The sequence below is a fragment of the Legionella jordanis genome (genome assembly GCF_900637635.1).
GTDB lineage: Bacteria > Pseudomonadota > Gammaproteobacteria > Legionellales > Legionellaceae > Tatlockia > Tatlockia jordanis.
Map to the genome: position 1 here is coordinate 1886947 of NZ_LR134383.1, position 26835 is coordinate 1913781.

Sequence of the window (26835 nt, forward strand, 5' to 3'; positions counted from 1 at the left end):
GAGAGTTTTCCTTTTGGTTTTGTTTCAAGTTCGCACTTCTATCAAAACCGGAAACTCTCTCTTTTTCAAGTACTTGTGTCAGATTAAGTCGAAACTAATTCAAGTCATTGGACGTTATGAGCAAGTCTTGTTTGATAGCTAACAAATAGTTCATTCCCTGCACCAGCATCCTTTATGTTATTTAATATTGAAAAACCATTTCAAATTATGATACTTTGTTAATGATTGAAAATCAAAAAATTCAGTCGATTTTTATCCATCAAACGCACCCCAAACATTTAGCGACACCGACTAACTCTGTACTGAGTTCGAGGAAGCAGCATGAAAGTTGACTTTTTCTTAGCTATTCTTGATTTGTTCAATGGTTGAAAGGCAAACTTCGATTTCAGACACCTTTTGAGCAGTTTCGGGAGCAAAAAAGAAATAACGGCCTTTAGTTGCTTTATTCACCAATAGAGCAAGTCCATAAAACAGCCCACCTGTCGCTAAAGCCAGAAGAATATTTCCCAGGATTTGTTTACATAATCCCCAGGATTCACGGTGTTGTTCAAAAATCTTTTCTGAATTTTTAATGGCTAAAATGCTGTTTTGCTGAAAAGAAGAGTAATCAAATTGTCTTTTTCCCGATTCCAGAAAATTGGCAAATAAATCCATCAATCTAAGCTGTAGATTGTCTGCTGCTTCAGAAGCTCTCGTATAATTGGGATCAACTTTGGCTTTTTCGAATAAAACTTTGGTTTTTTTTTCAAATTTATTTAGGAGATCGAGGTAAGCCTCCTCCTGGGGCGTTAAAACAAATTGTGCGATTCGAAATCGAATTTCCTCTCGTCCTATCCCTAATTCATTGAGCATCGAAAGCTCTTGAGCAACCAATGCGGATTCCGCATCGGTTTCATCATAGGATGAACCAGTTCCATTTGGCCCATGTAAAGGCTCTGTTTTCGAAGGAATTGCGACCAGGGCCATTGAAGACTCCAGTATAGAAGAAGATGGTTCGGATGTTTTTTGAACAGGAACCTGATTCACCCGCTCATCGACAGCTAGTTCTTTTTCCCTGACTATGGGTGACTTCGTAGCTTGGCATTCTTTAGCAGAGGTCTGGGAACTCACCCCATTAGCAGATTTGATAGCCGCACTAGGAATGACTGCTTGGCGCTCCTCGCGGGGACTCGTTTTAAATCCAGATTGTAGTTCTTTTAGTCGCCTTACCAGCTCCTCTATTGGATTTAATCCAAAAAGCTCTTCTTGCGAAAAGGTAGCCAAGACCAGAAAAGCAGGATGATGTCGGGCCAGATCGCGCTTGTTCTCAATCGTTAAACTTCGACTCCCTGTCTCTTGCAACAAGACCTCCCAGCGTTCGATCTCATCATGCTGATCCATATATAATTTTTTTTGACTGGCATACTGTCGCAGCATGGCCTGCGTTTTTTCAGTTGCCACAATGTAAAAATGCCCTTGTCTGATGCTGAGACCCAATTCCAGTTCTGGCGAGCTCTTGGGTTTAAGGATGACCTCCGCACTTTCGTAGGCGTAGACTGCGTAGGAAAATAGCTGAGAGACAACAGAATCAACGTCTCCATAGGAAATTTTCACGCCATTTTTACTTAAGTAAGCCAAATAATTTCCGTAGCCTTCTTTTACCCAATACTCTTCAGGGTCATGATCTTGCAAACCGCCATTGATTAAGTTATTGAAGAAGGCTTGATTGGCCGCATAAATGGGATTTAAGGGCTCCTTAACGCTCATGAGAAAAGATTTAAGGTTATGTTGGCAATCTAAATTAATTTCTAAATATCCTGCAGCTTTAAGCACCATCTCGGAGGCGTTTTTGTTTTGAACTTCAGCGATTGTTTTTATTATTTCTGCACATTTTTTCTTTGTAAAACCAATAGCTTTCCCGGCTAAGTCCAGCGCCTCTTTCTGATTGTTGATGCTGGGTTTAAACTGACCCAAAAGCTCTATTTGTTCTGCAGTGGCCTTTAAAATATTCTGCATGGAGCTCTCCAATTCAGGAGAGTCTATCTGCCCGCTAGCAACTATCAGATATTTCTGAGCTTCCATCAATGCGTTAAGGCCAAACCGAATGGGAGCAATTGAGTCCTTTAGCGCCTCTTCCTGACAGTACTCTACCAGGCGCAAAAAGGTTAGGCGCCGCTCATCCATGTCAAGGTTATCATTGTGAACAAAACGAGCTTTGCAACTCTCAGGATTATCCAGTTTTTGAATTACCCAGCTACGAAACAAAATACCTAAAATTAACGTTTTTTCAAAAATATACTTAGTGGAAGCTGGAAGTTTCTTTTGTTCCTGTTTAGAGTTGTTGGCCCGGAATTGTTCATAAGCTTCAAAAAAGCGATGAAACTCCTCTTCATTTTGAAAAAATTGCTTTAGTTTGAGGAGAGTTGCATCATCGCGAGGGAATTCTTGAAACAAGTCGTTTGGCAAAGCCAAGCTATTGCACAAATAGTGAAGCGCCAAACAATTGAAGAAACAATTTTCCATGACCGCGGAAACACTGACGGCCTGACTCATTTTGTCTCTTATCAGAAGTTTTTGTGCACTTTCAGAATGCAACATTGCTATTTTGCCTCAAAGAATAATGCTTAATTATATCAGGTTTATCATTAAGTAAATATTAAACCAAAGCTTTCTAATGCCATCCAAATGAGCCAAAGTCGATTGGTTAGCTATAGTCCTTTATGATCAATAACTCATCTATTTGTTAATATTTTATTAATTATTGCCCTATATACTTCTTATCTGCCTTTTTATTGTTCAAAGGAATTGATTTGAAAATTTTATTTATTAACATTGCTGATCACAAACCATTAGGGATTAAAGCAGTTGAGGCACTCACAAAAAAATATCACCCCTCATTTTTCGAAGCCAAAAGCAAAACAAAAATTACAACATTACATTTAATGCATGAAGCCATTGAATTTGCCAAATCCGGCTCACTCAAACTCTCTGATACAGACTATAAAACCCTGGAGTTTTGGCTTAAAAATCGTAAAGCCCATTACAAAATTATTATCGGTGCACATGGCCAAAAAGATGATGTCGATTTCTGCTATGCACAAAGCGATGAAATAGACATTTTAAAGGCAAACAAATTGCTCTCTGCTGAACAATTAGCTCATTTCATGGCAAGCATATTCCGAATAGTTCCCGCTTCGAGGAAATCCCCCGTCTTCACAGTAACGCTTAGCATTTGCTACGGCGCCAGAAGCGAAGAATTCGACAGAGATCACATTCAGGAATTTTCAACCATTAACTGGCAGAGCAGCTTGGCAGCAAAAGTCTATGCACATCTGATCCAGTATTTTCCTATTAAAATGAAGGCAGCTACAGGTGCAGTTGAATTTGATACAAAAAATGGAAATTTGCTAATAGAAAGTGAAGAGGCACTGCGAGCTCATCAAAAATTTATAGAAATAGCCAGACAATTGCGGACGTTTGAAAATGAAAAAATAAAACCCCTAGCGAAAGAATACATTGCAAGATATGGCGAGAGGAAGTGGTTGGATTATGAAAAAAAAATGGAATACAAACGCGGTGAAACAGCTCTTGATAAAGTGTTTTTAGAATTTGAACCTATGAAAGAAAATCTTGAAATAATTCGTGAGTTAAAGAGCCAGAACAGTAAAAAAGATTATGGCCAAGTTGTTTTTAACTTTGATAAAAAATCAGAGCAAGTTATCATTCACCTTAAGCATGGGGGAAAGCAAATGTTGCTGGTCAAAAATACCAGGGCAAATTTTGTGGAATCCTGTTTGCAAAATGCAGTTTCTGAGCAAGCCAAAGGACTTCTGGACTTGGAAATTCCAGGTTTTTTTAACTAAATTAGCCTAATTTTTTGTGTTTAATCTTGCTTTAAGCAGGTGCAGACCGTTGACTAACAAATCAAATGAGCATATTATGATTTTACTGCAAAAATATTTTACCAACCAGGGGAATCAAATGTCTAATAAAGACTCTAATTTCTTCCTTATTTCCCTGCTTAGCGCCCTTCTTCTCCGCTAAGGCGGAGCACTTATCTACTTATTAATTAAAGCATGCCTGGTTATCAGGTTTCTAATTCAATCCATTAATTCAAGTAATAAATATGAATAAATCAATTACGCGTGTTGCAGCTTGGGGAATTTGGTTAATTGCTTCATTATTTTACGCCTACCAATATATTTTGAGGGTCATGCCTAATATTATGCTGGATAATTTCATTCAGCAATTTCATATAGACTCCACCATTTTCGGACAATTTTCGGGCATTTACTACATTGGCTATTCACTTATGCATCTGCCCATAGGCATCATGCTTGACCGTTTCGGTCCTCGACGAGTGATGAGCGCATGCATTTTACTGACTGTGGTAGGTCTTTTGCCGATTCTTTTTGCTGAGCAATGGATGTATCCCATGATGGGCCGCGCCTTAATAGGTATGGGCTCCTCCGCTGCCATTCTGGGGACTTTCAAAATCATCCGCATGGGTTTTCAAGAACAATATTTCACTCGAATGTTAAGCTTTTCTGTGACTATCGGATTAATCGGCGCCATTTATGGTGGCGGGCCTGTAAGTTACCTATGCAGTGTGATAGGTTATAAAGCTGTAGTACAAATTTTTGCCTTTTTTGGGCTTGGATTGGCTTTACTTACTTATTTAATTGTTCCGGATATTGAAAAAACCAGTCGCCAAACCACAATCCTGGCTGATGTGAAACAAGTCATTGGCAATCGTAAAATTATGGCACTGTGTTTTTTAGCGGGATTAATGGTAGGTCCACTTGAGGGATTTGCTGATGTATGGGGTTCAGCATTTATTAGGGAAGTCTATGGTTTTGATAAAAATCTAGCCAGCTATTTACCTTCAATGATTTTCATAGGCATGTGTTTTGGAGCCCCCGTTTTAAGCTATATCGCAGAGAAAACACAAAATTATTTAGCCGTGATTATGGGCGCAGGTTTATTCATGATGTTAGTTTTTCTCGCATTAATTTCACATCACTTAACCAGTGCCACGATGACTCTGGGCTTTGTTTTAGTAGGCATTTGTTCTGCCTATCAAATTCTGGCTATTTATAAAGCTTCCACCTATGTTCCTGAGCATGTGGCTGGAATCACGACTGCCGTAGCCAATATGATCATCATGAGCTTTGGTTACGGTTTCCACAGCACCATTGGTTTGCTCATCAATCATTTTGGGGGGATAAAGGTAACAGAAGCGTTTACTTACGGATTAGCTGTGATTCCTGTCAGCTTGGGATTAGCAGTGTTTGGCTTTTCTGCCTTGTTCTATCAGGAACGTTTAAAACCTATAGCAAACTAGTTAAATCATGCGACAGTTTGTAACTCATTCAAACTGTCGCGGTGATAATTGCAGCCTTAAGCTCCTCTGCAAAGTAATCCGCACGGGTTTTTTCCTGTTTATTAAAAAAACGAAATGCTTGCAAGCCACTAACCAGGCCCAAAGAACAACTAAAGCTAACTGCAGCCATTGCAGCTGATTTTCCTGCTAAAAAACCACTCAGAAATGCCCCTGGTCCACTCCAGGCTCCAGCTAAAAACCCAATGGAAAATCCAATAAAACCCATAATTAATGTCATGGCAATCACGAGACATAAGCCTAAAATGGCGTTTCGAATTGCGCTCTGTTTTACTTGCAAAACCGAGTTGGATTGCAGCTGAAATTCTTGTAAAGCGTTTAGTGCTTCCTCTAAAGATTCATTCTGGCTAAGGTTAATTTCCAATTTATCGAGTTGAGACCGAATGAATTCAGCCTGTTCGTTAGGCAAAGAATACAAAGACAATTTAAAATCCTGCAACATTGAATACCAAATTGGAAGCATTGATTTTTTCACAGCAATTTCATGGACCACTGTCATTAAGCAACGGTACAATTCATCAATTCCCTCCAGAAATTGAGCTGAAGTAATAATGCATTCACGAGGTTCAATTATGTCTTTTATACAATTTTTAATTTCTTCAAGATTACTATGGATGGTTGTTTTGCTGTAAAGATCAGCTTTCGTGCCAACTAAAATCAGTTCTGCCCAAGGATTGGCATGTTTTTTCCATTCAGCAATGTCACTACGCAGCCGCTCAAGATCGAAATGGAAGCTCGCTAAGTTAATGCAATAAACCGCTAGATCCGATTTGTTGAAGTGAATAAAGCGATGAGGGCGAAATAAATTTGCACCGCCTAAATCCAAAATTGGAAGGCCTCTTTCGTCCTGCATGATGATTTTAACATTGAAGCCCATGGTTTGAGTTGAGTTTACATGAAAATCTCCGCCAGTAAGACGATTTAACAGCTGCGTTTTTCCTGCTCCTGTATCACCGAAGAACAGCACTTTTGTTTCAGGCATAGGTAAGATTGCAAAGAAAAATGCCATTGTATGATACATATCTTAACAAAATATTAACAATTGCTCATCGCCATTTTAAATGGAGCCTGGTTAGTTTAAGATGGAGATTTAATAGGCTTTAACCTCATGAACACAATTTTTCACTTAGCCTTTCCAGTACATGATTTTCAGCTCGCAAAAGAGTTTTATCATAAGAAATTGGGATTCAATTTAGGGCGCGAATCTCAGCATGCCTTAATTTTAAATTGCGGTTCTAACCAAATAGTTGCCCACAAAGTGGAAGCCCCCTTGCAACCCCAACAAGGAATTTACCCAAGACATTTTGGATTGATCTTTCTTGAAAAGGACGAATTTGAACGTTTTATAGATTTGATTAATAGACAAAAAATACCTTTTGAAGTTCCACCAAAAATTCGCTTCCCAGGTAAAACTATTGAACACCAGAGTTTCTTTTTAAAAGACCCAAGCAATAACTTACTGGAATTTAAACATTACACCAACCCCTCCGCCATTTTTGGTGAAACAGACTTTAAACAAGTAGGTGAAACCTAATCCAGTCTTATTCTCAGTTGACAATTCCCGCAATCAAAACTAAGCTTTTATTGTGCAGTGCAACATGGGAGAATCAACTATGCAAAGAGATTACTTAGAGGGCCTAAAAGACAGTTTTAACCAACTGCAAAAGCCTCTGCAAGAATTGGTTGAGTTAAATGTAAAGACATTTCAAAACCTTTCCTACATTAAACCTGAAGATTTATCGCAATTAAAAAATCCAGAAGATCTTTTGGAAAAAAATGTGAATATTTTTATTCAAAATAGTCATAGAAGTTTAGATTATTTGCAGCAGGCTTTTCATATTTTTGAAAAACATTTATTGTCATTTGCTCACGAGATAAAAAAGACGGAACAAAGACATTAATGTATTACTTGGATGCAAAAAAAGCTTGGCCGTAGAGAAATCTTAAGACCAAAAATAAATGGTCTTAAGATTTCCTGATTTAATTCGATCGTGGAAAAATACCGCTGTATAATCCCATCTCCAATGCACACAAAGTCACTTATTCTCCCACATCTTATGAAGTGAATACTAAATTAAAACCCTGACTTCTATCTTCCTTGCCGAAGCTAATGCAAAAAAATTATAAATTCATTACCAAGCAGATGCGACTCCAATCAGGATTACCCAATTAAAATTAATTTTTACGATTAGCAATATTTTTAAACCACTTGTCTATACTTTAATCTAATTTTTACAAATTAGTCATGCCTTATGTTTGTTATCAATCTTCCTGAGCAAGGGTTTGATCCGAGTGAAGCAGCAATTCCATGGTATGCCTTATCCAAGTCTGGATTCAAAGTATTTTTTGCTACACCAGATAAACAGGTTTCAAGTGCTGATAACCGTATGGTAACGCAAGGACTGGGTCTGTTATCGCCATTTCTTATGACCTCAAAATCCGCCTTGAATTTATATCAACAGATGATCAAAACACCCGAATTTAAAAGGCCTTTTGCCTATAAAGACATTAATACAGAAGCAATTGACGGCATGATTTTTCCTGGAGGCCATGGTGAAGGGATTAAATCAATGTTGGAATCACCAATACTTCATCAAAAAATAGTCGAATGTTTTGACCAAAATAAAATTATTGCTGCACTCTGCACAGGTGTATTAACTGTAGCACGAAGCATCGATCCTAAAACTCAAAAGTCAGTCTTATTTAATAAAAAAACTACAGCTGTTACTCGATGGATGGAGTTGTCAGGGTGGTACCTTACACGTCGGTATTTTAACGACTATTTTCGTGTTTATCCTACTACGGCCCAGGATGAAATAGAAAATTTATTGCGCAATAAAAGTCAATTTTATACGGGTGGAACCAAAGTCTTTCCGATGAAATACACGGAATATTTTTTATATAACCAATTTACAGTTTTAGATGGTAATTATTTATCAGGTCGGTGGCCTGGTGATTGTTGTCGTTTTGCGCAGAATTTAATAAGACTTGCTAAAAATCAGGGGTAATTATGAACCAAGCTAAGGCAATAAAGAATTGGGGGAAAACTTTTGAGTACACACCGCGCGAATTATATTACCCCTCCTCACTAGAAGAGCTTACAGGCGTATTACAAACCTGTTATAGAGCAGAAAAATCAATTAGGCCTTTAGGCTCACGTTACTCCTACACCCCTTTAATTTTTAGTAATGAAGTGGCGCTTTCCCTGGATTCATTTAGTGGCATAGAAGAAGTTAACTACGATGAAATGACCGTAGTTGTACGGGGCGGCACTAAAATTGCCGACCTGGAGCGGGAACTATTCGCTAGAGGTCTTTCCTTGATTAATTTGGGCGATATTAATCAACAAACCATCGCAGGTTTAATTGCAACTGGCTCGCATGGTACAGGTTTATCTTTTGGCATTGCCTCCACTCAAATCGTTTGGATGCAAATTGTTACTGCAGATGGCGAAATCATAGAATGTTCTGAAACTGAAAACCATGAAATTTTTAAAGCGGCCCAGGTTTCATTGGGTTGTTTAGGTGTTATCAGTAAAGTAAAAATGAAAGTACTTCCAAAGTACTATATGCATCAAGAAAGAAATACAGTTGAATTCGATGAAGCTCTGGATAATTTATTGGATTCTTTTCTAAACAACCGCAATTATGAGTTTTTTTGGTTTCCTTATACGGAGTATGTATTTGAAAAAAAACATAATATATCTTCAACGGTAAAATCCACTAAGAAATTTAAAAAAATTATTAACGATTATGTCCTCGAAAATGGAGCATTATGGTTATTGTGTGAAATGTCACGAAACACTCCTAAATTCTATAGAAAGCATATTAATTTTATATTAAAGAAACTAAATTCTAATTTGTGTGGGACTATACCAAGCACAGAATGCTATGCAACCAAACGGTTAGTTAATCATCGCGAAATAGAGTATTCCATTCCTATCGATCAAGCGACTCAAGTTTTAATCAACATTAGAGACCTCCTAAATCATCATGACCAACAACTTTCTTTTCCCATTGAGGTACGAAGCGTTGCTGCAGATAACATTTATCTAAGTCCTAATTATGGTCGAAGCACTGTTTGGATTGCCGTACATTCATACACTAAAGATGAATATGAAGAAGTCTTTAGAGATGTCGAAAAAATCTTCCTAAACCATCAAGGGAAGCCTCACTGGGGCAAATTGCATTGGTTGAAACATGAACAAATCAATAAATTATATCCTAAGTTACCGCGGTTTAATTTTATACGTAAGCAATTAGACCCGAACGGTAGGCTAATGAATTCATATCTAAGGGGTTTACTTGGAGAATAGGAAGGTTAGTCAATATGAATAATAAAAGTAAAAAACATGTCATCATTACGGGTGGATCAAGTGGAATTGGTAAAGCTTTAGCTTGCTATCTCGCCCAGCAGGGACACAACATTTCCATTATTGCTCAAGATCAAAATAAATTAACTGCTGCTGTGAAGGATATTGAAAATTTTAGCCAGAACAGCAGTCAAGTACTGGCACTAAGTGCTGATGTTGCTAAAGAATTCCAGGTTCGAAAAGCAATTGAAAATGCAGTAAAAATCCATGGTATGCCAGACATATTAATTACTTCAGCCGGTTTTTCTTATCCTGATTATTTTGACAATTTAAACATTGATATCTTTGAAAAAACCATGGCCATTAATTATCTAGGAAGCTTATATGCAATTAAGGCCGTTTTCCCTTATATGAAGAAGGAAAAATCTGGCCATATCGTCTTAATTTCTTCAGGTGCTGGTCTTATGGGCCTTTTTGGTTACAGTGCCTACAGTCCGTCAAAATTTGCGATACGAGGTCTTGCTGAATCCTTAAGGCCCGAGTTTAAGCGCCTGGGAATTAATATATCGATTGCTTACCCACCAGATACCGATACCCCGCAATTGGCCCAAGAAAATCTAACAAAGCCAGAAGAGACTAAGAAAATTGTGGGCCCTATGAAATTAAGGACTGCAGATGAAGTCGCCAAATGCATTATTAAAGGAATTAATAAAAATAAATTTCACATTTCCCCAGGGGTAGCGACCTATTTAATAAGACTTTCCCATAGTTTTTTATTTAGCCCACTTAATTATTATTTCGACAAGATCATCCAACATCATAATGCAGATTAAGGAATAATTATGAGCAGTAGTTTTATTGACAGCTTTTATAAAATTGCTTATCAACAACCAGAAAGGAATATTTTTACTTATTTAAATGAAGGACAGTCAGAAAGTACCATCAACTATGGATTGCTTGATTATAAGGCACGGCAAATCGCCACTGCATTAAGTGCAATTAGCGCATCACCAGGTGAGACAGTATTAGTGATGTTCCCTCCAGGTTTAGATTTTATCTACAGTTTTCTAGGCTGTGCTTACGCACAAAAAATCATTGTTCCTGTTATGCCTCCAGCAAATGCTGAAGCTGCAAATAAATTAAAATTAATTATGGAGAATGCTAAACCGATTGCTTGTATAACCACAAAAAATATTTACGAACGTTTAAAAAATTTAAAGTTAATTGACTCTTTGGGGAAAAAACCCATTATAGGTTCTCTGGTTAATAAATTTAGTAATAATTTATTAAATAAATTTGAACCGCTTCTGACGACTGATTTATTTTCTATACAGTGGATTACAACGGATAACCTGCCCAATAACTCCATCGTCAATTATTTTGAATTGCCTGATATCAATCCTCAAACGCCTTTATTTTTGCAATACACTTCAGGTTCAACAGGAAATCCGAAGGGTGTTATAGTTAGCCATAAAAGTGTATTGCATAATATTCAAGCTATAAAATACAGTCTGGATATACGGGAACAAGATATTTTATATAGTTGGTTGCCTCAATACCATGACATGGGACTGATTGGTTGTATTTTAACCCCTTTATATACAGGCCTATACACCATTATAGAGTCCCCTTTTAGATTCTTAACCAATCCCATAAGCTGGCTACAAGGTATTACCAAGTATGGCTGCACAATTAGTGCTGCCCCTAATTTTGCCTATGAGCTATGTGCTAATAAAATCACCGAAGAAGAGAAAAAATCACTGGACTTAAGCTCCTGGCGTGTGGCAGTAAATTCAGCTGAGCCTATCAGGGCATCAACTCTAAACAAATTCTATGACCTGTTTAAAGAAGTTGGATTTAAACAGGAAGCCTTTTATCCAAGCTATGGCTTAGCAGAAGCAACTTTGTTTGTTACATCCAAAAGCTTAAGTACGGCATTTCATTCCTTAATCCTAGATAAATCTGCGCTACATGAAGGGCTAGTTAAGCTGGCACAACCAACTGATGAAAACGTTCAACATTTTATAAGCAGTGGCGATTTGGATTCTAACATTGAAAATCATCGTATTTTGATTGTAGACCCACAAAGCAATACAGCTTTAGGCGAAAATGCGATAGGCGAAATTTGGGTTTCCAGCCCTAGCGTAAATCATGGTTATTGGAAACAAGAAGAAAGCCAAAGTATATTTCAAGCAAGGCTTGCTGTTGGAGAGGAAACTTACCTAAAGACAGGAGATTTGGGATTTATCAGGGAGGGACAGCTCTATGTAACAGGGCGGATTAAAGATTTAATTATTATCAGAGGAAAAAATTATTATCCGCAAGACATTGAACATACAGTAGAACAAGCTGACAAGGCTATTCGTGCTGGCTGTATCAATGCGTTTGCGGTAGATATCAATAATGCTGAAGCATTAGTCATTTTGGCTGAAGTAAAAACGACTTTTAATTATCAGGAAGTTACGAAAAAAATAATGGATGAGGTTCTCAAACATCACGGTATAAAACCTTCTGCTATCGGTTTATTAGCGCCCAAAGTCTTAAAAAAAACTACAAGCGGAAAAGTTAGAAGACAAGAAATGAGGAGACGTTACCTTGATGCAGATCTGCCCTTACTCTTCACCTGGAAACAAGATAAAGAGTTAGTTACTAGCCTTAATCAAAGTAATTTATCAAAACAGGAGGAGGTCGATGATTTATCCTTGGTGGTCCTTAATTTGATAAAAAATAATTTGAGCAATACAAGTCAGCAGGAAGTGTTAACTACAAGTAGATTATCGGAGTTAGGCCTTGATTCATTACTCATTGCTGAGTTAATTAGCCGCTTAAAATCCCAATTACCTTCATCTGTTGAGTTATCCATACAATACATTGTAGAAAATAACCTGACCATCGATGAGTTAATTAAATACATAAAAAATCAAAGTACTGAACCTGTTAATCTTGATACTCATAATCAGGCCCGTCCAAGCAAGGTTTATGCAGTAGAAGAGCAAAAACATTGGATGGATATAACAAATTTGCCCGATTATGAAAAACTTAAATGCTCCCAGGATCTTCTTGGTGAGCAAAATGTATCTAAGCTATATTTTAATGTTGTGAACGGTGTTTCCGATAATCTTTTGGATTTGAATGAGGAAAAATACATTAATTTTTCCGGATATAATTATTTAGGTTATGCAGGCGACAAACGGGTTATTTCAGAAACGAATGAGGCCATCAGTCTTTATGGCACCTCCGTTTCTGCAAGTCGTTTAATTTCAGGACAAAAACCAATCCATTGCGAACTGGAGGAAGAAATTGCGTCTTTTATTGGTACTGAAGATGCCGTTGCCTTTACTGCAGGCCATGCTACCAATGTCTCTGTCATTACTCATTTATTTAATGCCGAGGATGTTATTTTCCATGATAGCTTGATTCATAACAGTTCTTTACAAGGAGCTATTTTTTCTAAAGCAAAACGAATTTCTTTCCCACACAATGACTTTAATGCATTAGAAATGATCATGAGAAATGAACGCCTTTACTATCGCCGTGCTTTAATTTTAATTGAAGGCGTCTATAGCATGGATGGAGATATACCTGATGTACCTGAATTTATAAAAATAAAGAATCAATATAACGCTCATTTAATGATAGATGAAGCCCATTCCATTGGAACTATTGGGAAAACAGGCGGCGGAATTAGAGAGTATTTTAACTTAGATGCGAATGAGGTCGAATTATGGATGGGCACTTTAAGCAAAGCTTTTGCAAGTTGCGGGGGATATATCGCTGGGAAATCTTCTTTGATTGATTACCTCAAATGCAGTTGTGGGGGATTCGTTTACTCTGCAGGAATGACCCCAGCAAATGCTGCGGCAGCGTTAGCAAGTATTCGGCTTTTAAAACAAGAACCATTTAGGGTGCAAAAATTACAGCAGTGCGCGTCAAATTTATTAACGCATTTAAAGCAACATGGGGTTAATACCGGTGATAGTTATAACACACCCATTATCCCTATTATTGTAGGAGATGAACAAAAAGCCATACAGTTATGTTTAAAATTACGAGAAAATAAAATCTACACTATTCCAATTATTTATCCAGCAGTAGATAGAGGACAAGCTCGGATACGGTTGTTTGTTAATTACATGCATACTGAAGAGCAAATTGCTTTTACTGCTGAAATGATTTGTGAAAATTTAAAGTCTGGGTCGCTGTTATCATAGGGTGGAATGCAACAGCATACTTGGCAATAGCTGCTGATTTAAATTGAAGAAGAATAATGAATGCCTTTTCCCTGGAGGATGGATTTGCAATTTTCAATTTAAAAAGCAGTCCATTGACTGAATGACAGCCTTTTTCAAGTTAAGATTGTCAGATATGCCTATCTCAACTTAGCGATTGATGAACCAGATTATGAGCATCACCACCAGGCTTAAAATGATGCACGTAGTAATTGGAAAATAAAAAGTAAAATTACCTTTCTGAATAACAATATCTCCCGGCAAGCGTCCTAAAGGGAATTTTTTTAATAAAGGCCATAAAGCCGCCATAAGGATCAAAATAATACCCAATATCAAAAGTAATTTTTGCATAACCACTCCGATCAATAAAATACCATTTTGAATTTCATATTAACTTTTTGTTAATTTTTGGTCTATAGTAACAATACAAAAGAATAAGAATTAATACTATCAAGGAGATACCATGAAGAAAAAGCTGCTATGGATGTTAGCAGTAATTTCGATTTGTTTCTCTCAACTCTCCCCAAGCTCATTGCCGCAACAAAAAAACATTGGCCAGGGCAACCAATTGCTTGCGCAGTTGATTTCGCCTAAACCGCCCTATGAATATTCAGGAATTCCAGTAACGCCAATGAGGGAGATAGAAGCGATGTTGCGAAAAGAATCCCCCGCTTTGAGTCCTGCCGTGGCCAATAAGGTAATGACCAGCTTAAAATGCGCTGACAGGTACAACATTAATCACAATGAGATTTTAACAGTCATTGATTACTCCCTGCCCTCTAGTGAGAAGCGTTTATGGGTATTTAACCTAAGGCAAAAAAAGCTGCTGTACCATACTTATGTATCGCACGGCATCCGTTCGGGAGCGCTGCTGACGAAATATTTTTCAAACAAATATGACAGCAAAGCAAGTAGCATAGGAGTTTATACCACCGAAAAATCCTATCACGGCCGCGATGGATTATCCTTACAATTGGCAGGGCTAGATTCGGGTTTTAATGATAATGCAGCCAATCGGGCCGTGGTAATGCATGGTGGTTGGTACGTTGATGAACAATTTATAAAACGTTATGGTAGACCAGGTAGAAGTTGGGGCTGTCCAGCTTTACCGCTGGATTTAACGTCCTCAATCATCAACACAATAAAGGATAAATCCTTTCTGGTCATCTATTATCCCAGCGACAATTGGTTTGTTAAATCCAAATTTTTAAACTGTGAGAATTTTTCGCGATATGAGTCAGGGGTGAATTTAGAAGATGATGTTAATCCACCTTTGCATGAAAGCCGTGAAGGTATTCTATATGTGGACATGAATCGAAATCACAGTCGTCAAGAAAATGAACCCGTTGTAGTCATCTCCTCTGATCGGTATGAACAAATTTTTCATAGCCGCCCGCCTCTGGAACGCATGTTACGCCGGCAGATTAATCAAAAGGAATATATTGCTCTAACTGAGTCGGAATTTAAGCGCGTAATGCTTGATAACCAGAATGCCAGTAGAGAAAGTTGGCAAGACATCTATTTTGTGGTTCCTGATGTTAAATTACAAAGAGGTTATTACATCACCCAAATGCGGGTTGTGGATTTGGGCACCATTGAGGATGTAAAATTCGATTCGGATTCTTCAGCCAGGGAAACCAGCAATGGTTTCACAGTTAAAACCAGCAACAAAGAGCTTAATTTAAGATTGACGGATCAATTTATTCGCTGGTTGGGACTATGATAATACCCCTACCCATCCCCTCTTTGTCAGAGGGGATAGTTGACTAGACAAAACAGTCTGTTTGAACTGCGGCCATAGATTTCTCAGACTGGTGCTCCAAAAGATCTCCCGGCTGACATTGAAGGTAATCACAAATGGCTTCCAAGGTCGCAAACCGAATGGCTTTAGCCTTTCCCGTTTTGAGAATGGACAAATTTGCTTCAGTTATCCCTATAGCCTCGGCTAAGTCTTTCAAGCGGCATTTCCTCTTAGCCATCACGACATCCAGATTAACAACGATGGGCATGTTCCAATCTCCTAAATCGTTAATTGCGATTCGACTTTTAATTGCTGCGCTTCCTTAATGATCCAGGAAACCACTAAAAGAATTAAAGCAGTGATGATGGTAGTGCCATTTGCTTTTCCTAACGTGATGCTGGCTATACGCTCGCCAGGTCCGTTAGAGAAAGTTAAAGCGGCAGTTATTAGGGGTTGATAAATTAACTGGATAAGTTCACTACTAATCATGCAAAGACCGATTTGTTTAACCAGTTTAACGTGAGCTTCTTCAAATAGTTCCCCCTGCTCAAAGCGTTTAAACAGCTGGCTTAATTTATGGCAAATGAATACGGATATGGACATAGGCAAACTCGAAATGCCAAGCAGAATAAAGCGGTGAGCTGTAGAAAATTGCTCGGGGTGTTGCACTTTCCCTGGTGAAATGATGTGGTCAAAAAAACCCCAGCTCAACATAGCTTGGAGATTAAAGAACAGCAAATAAGTGGTGGCTAGGGGAATTAGAAAACAAAGCAGGCGAAAGAAGAGGGCCAAGAGATGGCTGGTGATTTGTATTTTTTTCATTATATTCTCTGATTGAATGACAGGAGTCGATATAATAGCAATAATTTATCGTTTTACAATAATAACTTAATATGTTTCGATATTTATAGATTGGATTTTACTTATAGACTCGCATCAGTGTTGCGCCAATGCAGCCAAGATGTCCTGCTCGATTTGCAAAGCCAATTGATGCTTTGCTTCATGCAGGTCTGTGGGAAAAGCAAACTGAAGCTGCGCTGTTTTAACGGTTATCCCGTAAAGACGGAGGGTTCGAGGCAGCTGGCGAAGAATCTGACCAAATTTTAATGCTTCAGCCACTCCAAGTTCATGACTTGAACACAAGCCTGAGAAAGCCTCAATATCTTCATTTTGCAAGCAAAGAATGCTGCCTTGAGGATGTGATTTCGAGACAATGGCATCAATGATAAATACCTTCTCATGCTCCTTAATGAGTTCAAGTAAGTACAAGGCAGGTCTATCATAACAAGTCAATTGCAATTCCCCTTGATGCAAATGAGGAGATAAACTAAACTTTTTTTCCAGTAAATTGACGACCTGCCAGCCCAATTGATCAGCTCCAAAAGGCGATCCTATCCCTAATACAAGCAAACCCGTCATTCGCGACTCACGTTTAAAGTTAAAAAATGGGTTGAACAGGAAATGCAAGGATCATAATTGCGAATCACTCGCTCACTAAATAGACGCAATTCATCATCTTTTTTATTAAGGCCGAATTGTTTGAGCGAAAAACGTAAATCTTCCTCGATTCGCGCTTGATTTTGACTGGTCGGAGGCACGATTTGGGCAAAAATTACTTTCTGCTCCTTATTGATGTGATATTGGTGCCATAAAAGCCCTCTAGGAGCTTCAGTACAGCCAAAGCCCTTTCCCGATCCTGGCGTAAACGGAATTTTTGCTTGTTGAGGCGACTGATAGGAAGCAAGGATCCGGCTTGCCTCCAAAACACAAAGATAAATTTCTATCGCTCTCGCCACAATGCTATGATGCATGTTCAAGGTTGGCAGATTGAATTTTAGCTCTTGCAAGAAAGCAGTAATTTCCGAAGGAAGATGATCATAATTATTATTTAAGCGAGCAAGCGGACCGACCAAATAGCTTTTCCCCTTCAATAGACAGTGAAGAGCATTTGAGTAAGGCTGCTGAAATTCTTGAAAATGCTGCTCAAATTCTTCAATGGCTATGTTTAGTCCCTTATTAGAAACAATTCTTCCCTCGTTCATGGGGTACTCCTGCTCATGCCTTAAAGAAACGCAGGTGATATCCTCATGATGTTTGGGGAAATTAAATGAACAAACCCAACGCAATAAATCCCGGCAGTCTTGGATTCTTTCCTGAGCTTTCTTCAGCATGTTTTCAATCGCGGAAACATCAGGTGCTTTGTAAAACCCGCCCACACAAGCACCAACTGGATGAACCGAACGGCCACCCAAAAGTCGTACCAACTCATTGCCAAATGCTTGCAGCCGCAAACCGCGCTTTAGCTCTTCAGGATAAGACTTAGCCATCTCTGTCGCCGATTGGAAACCCAGAAAATCAGGCGCAGCAAGAAAATGCATGTGCAAGCCATGACTTTCAAGCCATTCTCCACAATAAAATAATCGGCGCATCTGCCTAACCCATGGGCTAATGGACAGCCCAAAGCAGTGTTCTATGGCTTGTGCTGCGCTCATTTGATAAGCCACGGGACAAATGCCGCAGATGCGAGCGACAATATCGAGCACCTCATGGTAAAAACGACCTTCAAGAAATTTCTCAAATAACCTTGGAGGTTCAAAAATTTTAAGCTGCACCAATTCAAGCTCGCCTTTTTGAATTTGAAGGTGTAAAGCACCTTCGCCTTCTACTCGTGCGAGAATTGGAATATCAACATTTCTTATCTTCTTTGACAATTTTTATTCCCTTGAAGTAAGTCCCTGTCTTGAGGAAAGCAGGAGCCTGATTATTAATGTGCAGGAAGCGCGCGGCAATTTCATCATCACTTCTACCCTGCTTTGCCTTAAACCATTCTCCCAAGGATTTTGGATTTGGATTTTCAAAAGGCCCATAACAAGCGTAACAAGCCCTATCTAATCCCGGGCACAAAGCGCCACATCCTGTTTGCGTCACAGGCCCCATGCACGGTTCTTTCTTGGCCACCAAAACACACACCTGTCCTTTACGCTTGCATTCCATACAAACTGCATCGCGCTTGATTTTTGGTGCCGCACCAGCCAGTAACGATTTAATTGCATCCAATACTTGATGACTGTTTACAGGACACCCCCACAACTCCCAATCCACGTGTACATGGTTGGAAATGGGGGTTGAAGTATCAAGACTATCAATGAATTGTGGTGAAGCATAAACCGAAGCCATCCATTCGGCATGGTTGGATAAATTCCTCAAGGCTTGAACTCCACCGGCCGTGGCGCATGCGCCAATGGTAATCATGTAGCGTGAGTTCTTGCGAATTTGCTTAATGCGTTCGACCTCAGCCGCCGTGGAGATACTGCCTTCGATAAAGGCAATATCAATTTTGGCATTCAAATCAATAAAACCTGCCTCCGCAAAATGGATAATATCCAGCCATTCTGTTAATTCAAGTAAAGCTTCTCCGGCATTTAAGAAAGCCAATTGGCAACCGTCGCAAGAGGTGAATTTATGCACTGCGAGTTTTGGCTTTGACATGCTAGAATCCTGCTTCCAAAAACAATGATTTGATTTGAGGATAGGCAAAAACAGGACCATCTTTGCACACAAATTGCCCGCCATATTGGCAATGTCCGCAATGTCCAAGCCCGCATTCCATATTCCGCTCCATGCTTAAATAAAGATCCTGTTCGGCAATCCCCTGCTTTAACAAGGCAGCTATAGCCACATGCAACATCCCTTCAGGACCGCACATCATGACCAGGGTGTTACTGCCTTTTAATTTTAGCGTTTGTATGTGATCCGTGATGTACCCCACGCTCCAAGGCCATTTAGGCCCCGCCTGATCTGCAGCGATATAGACCTCCGTGTCTTTAACCTTCTGCCATTGTGCATATTGCTTGCGAAAAATGAAATCATCGCTGTGTTTTATCCCTTGAAAAATCTTAAGCTCCCCATAGTATTCACGTCGGTTGATGACATAATTAATGGCCCCCACTGTAGGTGCACAACCCAGGCCACCGGTTATAATAACAATGTCTTTATTTAAGCCTTCTTTCATGGGCCAGCCGCGTCCATATGGCCCGCGTAAACCAAGGAAATCGCCTTCTTTTACAGCTTGCAACGCTTTGGTTACCCGCCCGACAGCCCGGATGGTATGGCTTAAGTAGTTTTTTTGTTCCGGATCAGAAGAAATCGAGATCGCAACCTCACCCACCCCAGGCAAATAAAGCATATTGAATTGGCCTGGAGAAAATTGAAATGTTTCCTGGACTTTCTTTTCAGTAAACAGCAAATCCAGGGTAAAAATACTGGAAGCCTCCTGTCGTCGAGCAATAACTTGGACAGTCTTTGGCAGGTAAGGATCGACCAAATGGGGATTATTCATGATCAATCATCCTGACATTGCTTTCACCGGATATGGCTGATAACTCCTCGGTGATATCAATCCCCACCGGACACCAGGTGACACAACGCCCACAACCTACACAACCGCTGCTGTCAAATTGTTCAAACCAGCTGCCTACTTTGTGGGTCAACCATTGTCGGTAACGTTTTTTAATGTCGTCGCGAATTGGCTTACCGGCGAGATAACTATGCCCTGCTGTAAAGCAGGAATCCCATTCCCGCAAGTGTTGGCTGCCTGAACCATCAAGGTTCGGTTCATCACTTTCGGAATGGCAAAAGCAGGTTGGACAAACGAGCGTGCAATTACCACATGAAAGACAACGCTGTGCGACATCATCCCAGCGCGGATGATTTAAATTGGCAAACAGCAAATCTTTAAGTCCACTTTGATTATTGAGTGGGATTCGTTTGCTTTGCATTCGGGCGCATTGCTCTATTTCTTGCTGTTCTTGCTGGAGTTGTATTGAACTGGCCTGATTTAAATTCAATTGCCTTAAAGCATGTTCTCCACGGACGCTTCCACTTCGAATAACAAAGCCTTGCTGCAACTCTGTCATTAATAAATCAAATGGATTTCGCACTTCTGGACCTGTACCGGCCGATACACAAAAGCAATTTTTCGAGGAATAACTGCAATTTACCGCCACCACAAATAAAGAGTCTCGACGTGTTTTGTAACGGGAATCCACATATTTATTATTGATAAAAACCTCATCCTGGATGGCCATGGCCACTAAATCGCAAGAACGGACGCCGATGATGGCTACGGGCATCTCCATAGCTTCTTGGGGAAGAAATTCGAGTTTGCCGCTTTCATTTCGTTTGACCTGCCATACGGTTTCACGAGGCTTAAAGAGAATGGGTTTAATGGCTTGCGGCCCGTTTGACCAGGCAAAGGCTCTGTGCAGCTCCGATGTCTTAAGCTGATATTCCCCAGGCAATTGCTCATCCCTTACTCCCCAGGGCAATTGTCGGACATCATCCAAGCGGTCAAAAACAATGGCTCCGTCCCGCACTTGGGGGCCTACGCAAGAAAAGCCATCCTGCTTAAGAACATCCAGCAATTGCTGCAATTGCTCATGAGGTAAAAAAAATTCTTGACCGTCCATATTCTTCCCTAAGTTAGCAAATCCTCGGCAATTGTTCGCCAGTTAACCAATCCATAATCCTCAAACCACCAAACTTAGTCTTAAGTTGCACAAAATGCCTAGGGTCATGCACCACCTCCCCTATCATTTGAGCATGCTCACCTAATGGATGCTTTCGCATCACCTCAAGCAACCTTTGACTTTGTTCTGGAGCACAAATGGCCAAAAGTTTACCTTCATTGGCAATATAAAATGGATCCAGGCCTAATAACTCACAAGCACTAGCGACCTCCTGTCTGACAGGAACACTGTCTTCATTGATTAAAAAACCAACCCCCGATTGCCTCGCCCATTCGTTCAGAGTCGTTGCCACCCCACCACGGGTAGGGTCACGAAGGCAGTGAAGATCCGGAACCGCGGCAATCATGTCAGCAACCAAGCTGTGTAATGGAGCACTGTCTGAGATTAAAGACGTGAAAAATTGCATGTTGTTGCGTTGAGACAAAACCGCCACACCATGATCTCCCATGTAGCCGCTTAAGAGGACGTGATCACCCACTTCAGCCTTATCGCCAGAAATGGACACTCCGGGCGGAACAAAACCAATTCCGGTCATGCTGATAAAAACACCATCACCTTTACCGCGCTCCACAACCTTGGTATCACCGGTAATTATGGAGACGTCAGCTTCTTTTGCGGCGAGAGCCATCGAATTCACAATTTGCTTTAATTCTTTAAGGGGAAAACCTTCCTCCAATATAAAACTGGCTGAAAGATATCGCGGTTTTGCGCCAGCCATGGCAATATCATTAATGGTCCCGTGAACAGCCAGCGAACCTATATCTCCTCCTGGGAAAAATAAAGGCGAAATGACAAATGCATCGGTGGTCATCACCATGCGTCCTGCATCCACTGGAAAACAAGCCTGGTCGTTTCTTTGAGCAAGCCATTCATTGTCGAAAGCGCTTAGAAAAATTTGTTCAATCAATTGCGCCATAGCTCGGCCGCCACTTCCATGACTTAAATCAATAAAGCCATGTTTTATGTTTAATTTAGGTCCACCCCATGATTCCAGTAAGCTTTCTGTCATTACAACGCCCTCCCGTAGGCATAAACGGCGGCGCAAGCCCCTTCTGAAGAAACCATACATGCCCCCAAAGGATTTTGCGGCGTGCAAGCTTTGGCAAACAATTTGCAATCCACTGGTTTTTTTAACCCTTTTAAAATCGCACTGCAATCGCATTGCTTGTGCTCAATGCCCTCAATTTCAGGCAATTCAAAACGCTTCTCAGCATCAAAACTGGCATAGTCAGTTTTAATTTGCCAGGCGCTTTCAGGGATTTGTCCTAAGCCTCTCCAGCCAAAACTTTCCCTAAGCTCGAAAACCTCCTGAATCATCTGCTGCGATTTAAAATTTCCCTCTAACGATACAGCTCGACTGTATTGAATTTCCACCTCACATCGCTTCTCATTCATTTGCCTGATAAGCATCAAAATCGCATGCAGAACATCCAGAGGTTCAAAACCAGCAATAACCACCGGTTTTCGATACTTTTTACTGACGTTTTCATAAGCTTTGCTGCCAATGATGATACTCACATGAGCAGGGCCTACAAAGCCTGTAAGTGAGGAGGCTGTATGAGAGTCGTGCAAAAGATTATCCATGGCAACTGGCGTAAGCACATGGCTGCAAAACACCGTAAAATTCGACAAACCCATCTTTTTGGCCTTTAAAATAGCAAAAGCCGTAGGTGCTGTGGTTGTTTCAAAACCAATGGCAAAAAAAATAACTTCTTTGTGCGGATTTTTTTTTGCCACCTGCAAAGCATCATCAACTGAATACAACATGCGCACATCAGCGCCATTGGCTTTGCATTGAAGCAAACTTTGCTGGTTTGAACCCGGGACTCGGAGCATATCGGCATAGCTGCATAAAATGACATTTGAAATACTGGCCAGGGCAATGGCTTGATCAATCCTGCTGATTGGCAACACACACACCGGACAACCCGGTCCGTGTACCATTTCAATTTGCGCAGGCAATAAGCTTGGAAGTCCATAACGATGAATGGCATGTGTATGCCCGCCACAAAACTCCATAAAGCGATAGGATTTTTCCATTGCTTCTTTTTTAATGGCATCAATTAAAACCTTGGCAAACTCCGAATTACGAAACTCTTCAATGTATTTCATGACGCGTCTCCACTTATCATGTTGGCAAACAATGCCAAAGTCTTTTCAGCCTCGTTTTCATCCAGTTTTGTCAATGCATATCCAACATGAAGGATGACGTAATCTCCCTCAGCGACTTCCTCAAGCAACACAGTTGAAATTTCTCGTTCGATGCCACCGAGTGTCACAATAGCCCTGTCCTCGGCAAGCAATTTGCTAATTTTTGCGGGTATGGCAAGACACATAAAAATTCCCTTTATAGTAAATGAGCGGCTATCCAGGCTTGCCCTAATGACAAACCACCATCATTGGCTGGTAAATGGCGCGGACAGTAAACCTGAATGTGATGTTGGCGCAGGTTGTTGAGCAGTCCTTCCGATAATACGCGGTTAAGAAAACATCCACCCCCTAGTACTATTTTGCGAATGCCTGTTACCCTAACAGCATCTAGAAGCCAATCCATTAAGGCTGAAATTAGAGTACCATGAAATTGATTGGCACCCGAAGCGGCATCAACATTTATAAGCTCTTTGAACATAGGTAATAAAGAGAGTACACCCTCTTCGATTAGCCAGCCCCCTTCAATTGTCTCAGGTTTAGTAACCAAACTTTCCAGTTGCATGGCTGCCTGGCCTTCAAACTGTGAAATGGCACAAATACCCAGCAAAGCGCTGGCTGCATCAAACAGCCGCCCACAACTGCTGCTGTGAGGGTAGGAAGCACTTCTTAATAATTCGATTACTCTCATGCTTTGATATTGTGCCGAAAAACGCTTCTCGATTTCCTCTGTTTCCCCTAAAAGGGATAACACAGCCACTGCCATTCGCCAGGGTTCATGAGCCGCCATATCGCCCCCAGGCATTGGCAATGCTTTAAGATGACCCAACCTTTGGAAAACTCCATCCTGCAACAGCAGCAATTCACCTCCCCAGGCTTCACCGTTTTCACCATATCCGTATCCATCCAGAGCAAGTCCAAGTACTGGCTCAAGGATTTGCTGTTCTGCGATAACTGAGGCCAGATGGGCGTGGTGATGCTGCACTGGAAAAAGCGGTCTATTTAAGTCATTAGCCAAATGGCTGCTGTAAAAATCAGGATGCCAATCGCAAGCCATGCATTCAATAGTTACATTGAGAAATTTAGTCCAATAATCTAGAGATTCATGTAAAAATTCAATGGTCTTTCTGTTGGAAAGGCTACCAATATGTTGAGAAACAAAGGCTTCATCGCCTCTGGTGATGCAAAATGTATTTTTTAAGTGCCCACCTAAGGCTAAGGTAGAGGGAATCTCATGGGCTAGTTTAATCCGTTGAGGCGTATATCCACGTGCCCGACGGATGAATGCAGCTTTGCCATCAATCATGCGAATCACCGAATCATCCATGCGCGTTACAATCTGGCGGTTGTAAGAAACAATCAGGTCAGCGATGCTGGACAATTCAAACTCCGCTTCGTCATCATTAATAATCAGAGGGTTACCTGATGCATTGGCGCTGGTCGCAACCAGTGCGAATGGATGAAACTGCTCAAGCCATTGCAAATTGTCGGGATGCCCCAGCAATGCATGAAACAAAAGGTAATGAAGCGGCGTTGAAGGCAACATGATGCCGAGGTGAGATAACCCAGGGGCAATGGCTTTTGCCAAATTGTTGTTTTTCTTCTCGAGTAACACAATGGGTCGTGCCGGACTCTCCAATTCTTCTTGGGCTTGTTCTTCAATAAAGGCATAGTGGGAAGCGGTAACGGCATTTAGCAACATAACTGCCAAAGGTTTGGCTTCGCGGTTTTTTCTTTTCCGCAAACGCAAAACAGCCTCTTCATTGCTGGCATCACAAAGCAATTGATAACCCCCTAATCCTTTTAAAGCTACAATTTGACCTGTCTTTAGGGTTTTGCTGATGTCCTCAATGGAGGTGGAAAGCTTAGGTCCGCATTGCATGCAGGCAGTAGGCTGTGCATGGTAACGACGATTGCCCGGGGTGGAATAATCCTGATGACAATCTTGGCATAAGGGAAAGAGGCTCATGGTGGTTTGATTGCGATCATAGGGCAGCTGACGTGTGATGGTAATTCTTGGCCCACATTGGGTGCAATTTAAAAAAGGATAAGAATGATAGCGGCTTTGGCGATCAAATAATTCCATTAAGCAATCCCGGCAAATAGCAGTGTCAGGGGCAATAATCGTATTGGCTATCCCTCCTTCTGTTTGAATGATTTCAAATTCTTTTTCTTGCCTAAGTATCGGGATTTCACTCGATTGGAGCGCATCGATTCTGGCTAAGGAGGGTAAGTTCGCCATTAATTCGGAAAGAAACAAATCAACGGCATTTCCTTGTATCTCAATAAGAACCCCTGAAACATTATTTTTTACCCAACCGGTCAGTTTCAGGGCCTTAGCAATGCGATAAACCTGTGGCCTAAAACCTACTCCCTGAACAAGACCTGTAATTAAATATCGAAATCTTCTCAAACCGGTGCAATCCGTTTTTTTAATAACCAGTCATACCAAGTCGACAGTCCCTCGCCAGACCTGGCCGATAAACTTAAATATTCCAGTTTTGGATTAACCCTTTTTGCATAGTCAACACAGCGGTTCAAATCGAAATCCACATAAGGCAATAGATCTACCTTGGTTACAAGCAGTAAATCCGCTTTGCGAAACATTTCAGGGTATTTCAATGGCTTGCTGTCACCTTCAGCGACGGAAAGTATCACCACCTTATAAGCCTCTCCCAAATCAAACAAGGCTGGGCAAACCAGATTTCCTATGTTCTCAATAAATAAAATGCTGCCGGACATCATTGCTAAATCTGAGCAGGAATGAGCAATCATGTGGGCATCCAAATGACATACGTGTCCTGTGTTGATTTGCATGGCTTCCATACCCACAGACTGCAGGGCGCAAGCATCATAATCGCTATGCTGATCGCCAACAACGACCGCCATCGATTGTCTGTTGCTTAGATCAGTGAATGTGTTTTTTAGCAGGGTTGTCTTTCCTGAACCCGGACTAGACATGAGATTGATGACGGTAATTTGGCGTTCTTGAAAATACCTGGCATTCGCCCTGGCAAATTCCTGATTTTTAAAAAGTAGATCCTGCTCAATTTGAATGAGCCCTTCGGAATGATGATCATGGTGATGATCATCCTCAGAGTGCACATGTTCATCGCCACAACCGCATAAGCCGCACATTATTCTACCTCCATGGACTTCAAGCGCAATTCATCTCCTTGAAGCAAGGTTAAATGATATTGGTGGCAATAATTACAAGGCTCACCATAGTGTTTTAGCTTAACAGTTTTATGGCAGTTGTCACAAATTGCCAGGCCTTCAATTTCGTAAATATCCAAGCAGGCATTCTCCAATTTGCTCCCCTTTGTCAGCACCTCAAAAGCAAAGGTAAGCGCCATAGGGTTTATGGCTTTAAGTTGGCCAACTTCCAGATGAATGATCTTTACCCGTTGGCATGAAACACCATTTAGATACTCATTTACAACATCCAGGATACGTTGGCAAAGGGAGAGTTCATGCATTCTGCTCTCATATTTTTT

The 26835-nt window shown here is 40.5% G+C and carries 25 protein-coding genes; 9 read left to right on the plus strand and 16 right to left on the minus strand.

Annotated elements, in window-relative coordinates; all coding sequences use genetic code 11:
- Window positions 1-339 precede the first annotated feature (339 nt).
- Window positions 340-2532 (minus strand): hypothetical protein, encoded by a 2193-nt coding sequence (locus EL203_RS08395; RefSeq protein ID WP_126320107.1) that lies wholly within the window; start codon window positions 2530-2532, stop codon window positions 340-342.
- A gap of 257 nt (window positions 2533-2789) precedes the next feature.
- Here EL203_RS08395 and EL203_RS08400 point away from each other — a divergent pair, with 257 nt between their 5' ends.
- The gene (locus EL203_RS08400) at window positions 2790-3842 is read left to right on the plus strand and encodes a hypothetical protein (RefSeq protein WP_058469642.1); all 1053 of its coding nucleotides are present in this window, start codon (window positions 2790-2792) and stop codon (window positions 3840-3842) included.
- Window positions 3843-4105: 263 nt separating this feature from the next.
- Window positions 4106-5323, plus strand: coding sequence for an MFS transporter (locus EL203_RS08405; protein ID WP_058469641.1), 1218 nt, complete (start codon window positions 4106-4108; stop codon window positions 5321-5323).
- A 28-nt stretch (window positions 5324-5351) separates the two neighbouring features.
- Here the strand turns inward: EL203_RS08405 and EL203_RS08410 are convergent, their stop codons facing one another.
- Window positions 5352-6362: a Rab family GTPase gene (locus tag EL203_RS08410; protein ID WP_162262719.1), complete on the minus strand. Its 1011-nt coding sequence runs from the start codon at window positions 6360-6362 to the stop codon at window positions 5352-5354.
- A gap of 126 nt (window positions 6363-6488) precedes the next feature.
- Here EL203_RS08410 and EL203_RS08415 point away from each other — a divergent pair, with 126 nt between their 5' ends.
- The 6 genes from EL203_RS08415 to EL203_RS08440 all read left to right on the plus strand — a co-directional run bounded on the left by EL203_RS08415 (window position 6489) and on the right by EL203_RS08440 (window position 13903).
- Window positions 6489-6914, plus strand: coding sequence for a VOC family protein (locus EL203_RS08415; protein ID WP_058469639.1), 426 nt, complete (start codon window positions 6489-6491; stop codon window positions 6912-6914).
- A 79-nt stretch (window positions 6915-6993) separates the two neighbouring features.
- Window positions 6994-7281, plus strand: coding sequence for a hypothetical protein (locus EL203_RS08420; protein WP_058469638.1), 288 nt, complete (start codon window positions 6994-6996; stop codon window positions 7279-7281).
- 351 nt (window positions 7282-7632) lie between these two features.
- Window positions 7633-8388 (plus strand): type 1 glutamine amidotransferase domain-containing protein, encoded by a 756-nt coding sequence (locus tag EL203_RS08425; protein ID WP_058469637.1) that lies wholly within the window; start codon window positions 7633-7635, stop codon window positions 8386-8388.
- A 2-nt stretch (window positions 8389-8390) separates the two neighbouring features.
- Window positions 8391-9695, plus strand: a complete 1305-nt coding sequence (locus EL203_RS08430; protein WP_058469636.1) for a D-arabinono-1,4-lactone oxidase — start codon at window positions 8391-8393, stop codon at window positions 9693-9695.
- Window positions 9696-9709: 14 nt separating this feature from the next.
- Complete coding sequence (locus EL203_RS08435) at window positions 9710-10525, plus strand: SDR family oxidoreductase (protein WP_058469635.1); 816 nt, start codon at window positions 9710-9712, stop codon at window positions 10523-10525.
- A gap of 9 nt (window positions 10526-10534) precedes the next feature.
- Window positions 10535-13903 carry an aminotransferase class I/II-fold pyridoxal phosphate-dependent enzyme gene (locus EL203_RS08440; protein WP_058469634.1) on the plus strand — a complete coding sequence of 1123 codons (3369 nt, stop codon included), beginning with the start codon at window positions 10535-10537 and terminating at the stop codon, window positions 13901-13903.
- Between the two features lie 168 nt (window positions 13904-14071).
- On the opposite strand, the gene EL203_RS08445 is transcribed toward EL203_RS08440, so the two are convergent.
- Complete coding sequence (locus tag EL203_RS08445; protein ID WP_058469633.1) at window positions 14072-14272, minus strand: DUF2905 domain-containing protein; 201 nt, start codon at window positions 14270-14272, stop codon at window positions 14072-14074.
- A 112-nt stretch (window positions 14273-14384) separates the two neighbouring features.
- On the opposite strand from EL203_RS08445, the gene EL203_RS08450 reads away from it, so the two are divergent.
- Window positions 14385-15644: a murein L,D-transpeptidase catalytic domain family protein gene (locus tag EL203_RS08450; protein WP_058469632.1), complete on the plus strand. Its 1260-nt coding sequence runs from the start codon at window positions 14385-14387 to the stop codon at window positions 15642-15644.
- Window positions 15645-15687: 43 nt separating this feature from the next.
- Here EL203_RS08450 and EL203_RS08455 read toward each other — a convergent pair whose 3' ends face one another.
- The 13 genes from EL203_RS08455 to hypA form a co-directional block, all read right to left on the minus strand.
- Complete coding sequence (locus EL203_RS08455) at window positions 15688-15930, minus strand: helix-turn-helix domain-containing protein (protein WP_058469631.1); 243 nt, start codon at window positions 15928-15930, stop codon at window positions 15688-15690.
- Window positions 15931-15941: 11 nt separating this feature from the next.
- Window positions 15942-16484, minus strand: a complete 543-nt coding sequence (locus EL203_RS08460; RefSeq protein ID WP_058469630.1) for a DUF2975 domain-containing protein — start codon at window positions 16482-16484, stop codon at window positions 15942-15944.
- A gap of 114 nt (window positions 16485-16598) precedes the next feature.
- A complete protein-coding gene (locus EL203_RS08465; protein ID WP_058469629.1) occupies window positions 16599-17081 on the minus strand; it encodes a hydrogenase maturation protease in 483 nt (160 codons plus the stop codon).
- Window positions 17078-18373, minus strand: a complete 1296-nt coding sequence (locus EL203_RS08470; RefSeq protein ID WP_058469628.1) for a Ni/Fe hydrogenase subunit alpha — start codon at window positions 18371-18373, stop codon at window positions 17078-17080. The genes EL203_RS08465 and EL203_RS08470 overlap by 4 nt, the downstream gene beginning before the upstream one ends.
- Complete coding sequence (locus tag EL203_RS08475; RefSeq protein WP_058469627.1) at window positions 18348-19151, minus strand: NADH-quinone oxidoreductase subunit B family protein; 804 nt, start codon at window positions 19149-19151, stop codon at window positions 18348-18350. The genes EL203_RS08470 and EL203_RS08475 overlap by 26 nt, the downstream gene beginning before the upstream one ends.
- Window position 19152: 1 nt before the next feature.
- Window positions 19153-20001 (minus strand): FAD/NAD(P)-binding protein, encoded by an 849-nt coding sequence (locus tag EL203_RS08480; RefSeq protein ID WP_058469626.1) that lies wholly within the window; start codon window positions 19999-20001, stop codon window positions 19153-19155.
- Window positions 19994-21130 carry a 4Fe-4S dicluster domain-containing protein gene (locus EL203_RS08485; protein WP_058469625.1) on the minus strand — a complete coding sequence of 379 codons (1137 nt, stop codon included), beginning with the start codon at window positions 21128-21130 and terminating at the stop codon, window positions 19994-19996. Before EL203_RS08485 ends, EL203_RS08480 begins: the two co-directional genes overlap by 8 nt.
- 13 nt (window positions 21131-21143) lie before the next feature.
- Window positions 21144-22199 carry a hydrogenase expression/formation protein HypE gene (gene hypE, locus EL203_RS08490; RefSeq protein WP_058469624.1) on the minus strand — a complete coding sequence of 352 codons (1056 nt, stop codon included), beginning with the start codon at window positions 22197-22199 and terminating at the stop codon, window positions 21144-21146.
- Window positions 22199-23302 (minus strand): hydrogenase formation protein HypD, encoded by a 1104-nt coding sequence (gene hypD / locus EL203_RS08495; RefSeq protein ID WP_058469623.1) that lies wholly within the window; start codon window positions 23300-23302, stop codon window positions 22199-22201. Before hypD ends, hypE begins: the two co-directional genes overlap by 1 nt.
- Window positions 23299-23526: a HypC/HybG/HupF family hydrogenase formation chaperone gene (locus tag EL203_RS08500; protein ID WP_058469622.1), complete on the minus strand. Its 228-nt coding sequence runs from the start codon at window positions 23524-23526 to the stop codon at window positions 23299-23301. Before EL203_RS08500 ends, hypD begins: the two co-directional genes overlap by 4 nt.
- 11 nt (window positions 23527-23537) lie before the next feature.
- The gene (gene hypF, locus EL203_RS08505; RefSeq protein WP_058469621.1) at window positions 23538-25751 is read right to left on the minus strand and encodes a carbamoyltransferase HypF; all 2214 of its coding nucleotides are present in this window, start codon (window positions 25749-25751) and stop codon (window positions 23538-23540) included.
- Window positions 25748-26476: a hydrogenase nickel incorporation protein HypB gene (gene hypB, locus EL203_RS08510; RefSeq protein ID WP_058469620.1), complete on the minus strand. Its 729-nt coding sequence runs from the start codon at window positions 26474-26476 to the stop codon at window positions 25748-25750. The genes hypF and hypB overlap by 4 nt, the downstream gene beginning before the upstream one ends.
- A complete protein-coding gene (gene hypA / locus EL203_RS08515; RefSeq protein ID WP_058469619.1) occupies window positions 26476-26817 on the minus strand; it encodes a hydrogenase maturation nickel metallochaperone HypA in 342 nt (113 codons plus the stop codon). The genes hypB and hypA overlap by 1 nt, the downstream gene beginning before the upstream one ends.
- Window positions 26818-26835 lie beyond the last annotated feature (18 nt).